At 33.4% G+C, this 3353-nt stretch carries 3 protein-coding genes; 1 reads left to right on the top strand and 2 read right to left on the bottom strand.

What is annotated here, in order from left to right:
• The first annotated feature begins 144 nt into the window (after positions 1 to 144).
• On the top strand, positions 145 to 2109 hold the full coding sequence (locus tag VFS71_RS14510) for a sigma 54-interacting response regulator (protein ID WP_326402113.1): 1965 nt from the start codon (positions 145 to 147) through the stop codon (positions 2107 to 2109).
• 42 nt (positions 2110 to 2151) lie between these two features.
• On the opposite strand, the gene VFS71_RS14505 is transcribed toward VFS71_RS14510, so the two are convergent.
• Entirely contained in the window at positions 2152 to 2775 is a 624-nt protein-coding gene (locus tag VFS71_RS14505; protein WP_326402112.1) for an alpha/beta hydrolase, read from the bottom strand.
• An 8-nt stretch (positions 2776 to 2783) separates the two neighbouring features.
• The coding region (locus tag VFS71_RS14500) for a VOC family protein (RefSeq protein WP_326402111.1) at positions 2784 to 3353 on the bottom strand (570 nt) is incomplete at its 5' end.

Raw genomic sequence — 3353 nt, 5'->3', positions numbered from 1 at the left:
TTTTAGTTTGATTTTTAATAACTAATTTTATATCAGATAATTGTATAAATAACTTTTCCAGTGATTAATTGATTTTAATAAACCAGCCTGCCAGCATTTTTGTTTGTTATTCTCGATTTACTACTAATCAATAATAATAGCTTTATGAATGCAATAACGAATGAAGTAAGCATAAAATTAAATTCAACTCTTAAGAAGAAAATATTAATAGTTGAGGACCAGTTTATTGAAGCACATGATTTGCAGTTAATTCTTGAAAAGGCTGATTATGAAGTGATGGGATTAGTACGTTCGGTTGCCCAAGCATTGGAATTTATTGAAAAAGAAACTCCAGATTTAGTTTTTGTGGACATTTTTCTCAAAGGAAAAGAAACGGGTATTGATTTAGCCAAAATACTGAAAGAAAAACATATTGGGTTCATATATCTGTCGGCGAATTCCAGTAAAAGCATATTGGAAGAAGCCAAAAAAACGCAGCCTTATGGATTTATAGTCAAACCATTTCGTGATCAGGATGTATTGATAACTTTGGATATTGCTTGCTATCGCCATAAACACGGTGTTGAAACACAACTGTTACAAGAGAAAATTTTAGAGAAAAATATTAATGAAATCACTTTTTCCTCTTTAAAATGGGAGCAGGCTTTATTACAATTAGGAAAAACACTACAAACCTATATTCCATTTGACTATATGACTGCAGGATTTATTGATGAGGTCACTAATGCAGTTGGGTTGTTTAGAAGGAATTTTGATGTTTACGAAATGATTAACATTGATAAATTTTCTAAAATAACAAACTTCAAAAAAGAAGAGTTAATCGATTTGCACTCCAAATCCTTAAAACTGGAAACTGCTCAAATTTATCAGGGTGATAGTTTTGTAAAAGTAAGTCAGAATTCGCCAATTAAGAGGCTGGTGTTGCATACTTTTGGAATCAAATCCTTTATTGTAATTCCTTTGATTATTGATGATAGGACTTTTAATTTTTCATTTCATAGTCGACATTTTGAAATATATGTTGAGGAACATTTAGCATTGTTAACGAAGCTCAAAAGTATATTGACCGAGTTTGTAAGTGAAATGTATATTACCGACAAAAAGCTCAATGGCAAGGAAAAAGTAATTTTGAACATTCCTAGAGATCCTCGCCAAGGTTTTGAATCCATGATAGGAAACAGTAAAAAAATGATAACTGTTTTTGATTCCATAAAGAAAGTGGCTCCTTTCGAAACTTCAGTGCTGATAATGGGAGAAAGCGGAACGGGTAAAGAAAAAGTAGCACAAAGCATTCACAACCTTTCCAATCGAAAAGATAAGCCGCTTGTTATTATCAATTGTGGTGCCATTCCAGATAATTTAGCCGAATCCTTGTTTTTTGGTCATGAAAAAGGAGCATTTACAGGAGCTGCAGACAAACGCATCGGAAAATTTGAAATGGCCGATGGAGGAACTATTTTTTTGGATGAAATAGGGGAAATGCCCATTGATCTTCAAGTAAAATTATTGAGAGTTTTACAGGAAAAAGAAATTGAAAGGGTAGGTGGTCGCTCCCCAATAAAAATTGATGTCCGGATTATTGCCGCAACAAATCGAAATCTTGAGGAAGAAGTGGCGGCAGGAAGATTTCGTTTGGATTTATATTATAGGCTTTATGTTTTTCCAATATTTGTTCCTTCCTTAAGAGAAAGAACGGAAGATATTCCTGTTTTGGCTTCTCATTTTATTAATTTATTTAGCGAAAAAACGGGATTAAAAGCGCCTTTACTTCAGGAAAATGTGCTTCAACAATTGCTATCTTATGATTGGCCAGGTAATATTCGGGAACTGGAACATGTTATCGAACGTAGTATTTTGATGAGTGACGGAAATATCATCAAGGAAATTCAGCTTCCTTTTGCAAAAAAACAAGAAGAGGGCGAAAAACAACAGGAATTCTCTATTAAAACGATTCATGATAATGAACGGGATTATATTATTTACATCCTAAAAAGATGTAAAGGAAAGGTTTCAGGAATGGGAGGAGCCGCCGAAATTTTGAATATTCCATCTTCAACACTCAATTCTAAAATCAAAAAATTGGGTATAAAACACAGTCATTTTTCATAAACAAAATGACTGTGTTTTATACCCAATTCCAGTATTTTCTTTTCAAAAGTTCTTTTTGAACCAAGCAACAGACAGATCTACGTCTTCTTGGGTTAAATTATGTCCCGTATTCATTTCATAAAAAGTGACATCCAAGTTATTCTCGTTTAATATTTTGAGGTACTCATTGGTATTTTCAATCTTTACTGTTGGGTCATTTTTTCCAGAAGATAAAAACAAAGGTGTATGGTTATTGCTTTTTCCAATTTGAATGTTTTTGAAAGGTTGCATCGGGCGGTATAATATTGCTCCAGCCAAAAAATCTGAATGAAGTAGTAAAGTGGCTCCAGCAATATTTGCCCCATTTGAATAGCCTAAAGCAATTAATTTTGTGACATCGAAGCCTTCTTTTTTAGCAATTTCTTTTAAGAAATGAACCATTTCATGGGTTCTGAATTCTAAATCTTTTTCATCAAATATGCCCATGCCCAGTCTTTTGAAAAATCGAGGCATTCCTTGTTCATTTATGTTTCCACGAAGACTTAAAATATTGATGTCATTGCCAAAGTTTTTTGCCAATGGTACTAAATCATGCTCATTTCCGCCAGTTCCATGCAAGAGCAAAAGTGTTTTTGCGCTTGCATTTCCTGTGCCTTTAAAAATATAATGCAAGGGTTGAAAATCCATAGTTATGATTAATTAATTTTTACTAAATGTTTTTCTATTTCTTCTCTACGGCTTTCGTATTGATGAGGTAATTTTAAATCTTTCCCTAAATTCTCAAGTGTTTCATCGACTGTAAATCCTGGATTATCAGTAGCTATTTCAAAAAGAACACCACCTGGTTCTCTAAAATAAAGAGAATGAAAATATTGTCGGTCAATTTGTTGAGTTATACCTAATCCTAAAGCTTCTATTTTTTCACGAAAGTGCATCAAAATTTCATCATTTTCAACTCGGAAAGCCACGTGATGAACAGAACCGTTGGCTACATGACCTTTCTTTTCCTCTGGTAATTCTACTAAATCCACTATTGAAGCATTTTCTACAGCCTTTGTTGCATAACGGTAGCGATTCACATTTTGATCGATTAATTCGTATCCAAATACATTTGTCAAAATTGCTGCAGTTGCTTTGATGTTGGTAAGGGTCAAAGTAATGTTATGAAACCCTTTTAGAGCATTTTCTGCTTTTATTTCGTCGGTTTCCCAGGGTTTGCGATTGTCTTCTGTTTTGGATTCTATCAATTCCAGCTTCAATCCGTC

The sequence above is a fragment of the Flavobacterium sp. genome (assembly GCF_035760125.1).
GTDB lineage: Bacteria > Bacteroidota > Bacteroidia > Flavobacteriales > Flavobacteriaceae > Flavobacterium.
Note: the sequence above shows the minus strand (reverse complement) of the source record. Positions and strands in the feature narration are given on the sequence as shown.

What these genes read in the sequence shown, in the direction of transcription:
- VFS71_RS14505 (WP_326402112.1), bottom strand. Translation starts at nt 2,775, where the DNA reads ATGGATTTTCAACCCTTGCATTATATTTTTAAAGGCACAGGAAATGCA.
- VFS71_RS14510 (WP_326402113.1), top strand. Translation starts at nt 145, where the DNA reads ATGAATGCAATAACGAATGAAGTAAGCATAAAATTAAATTCAACTCTT.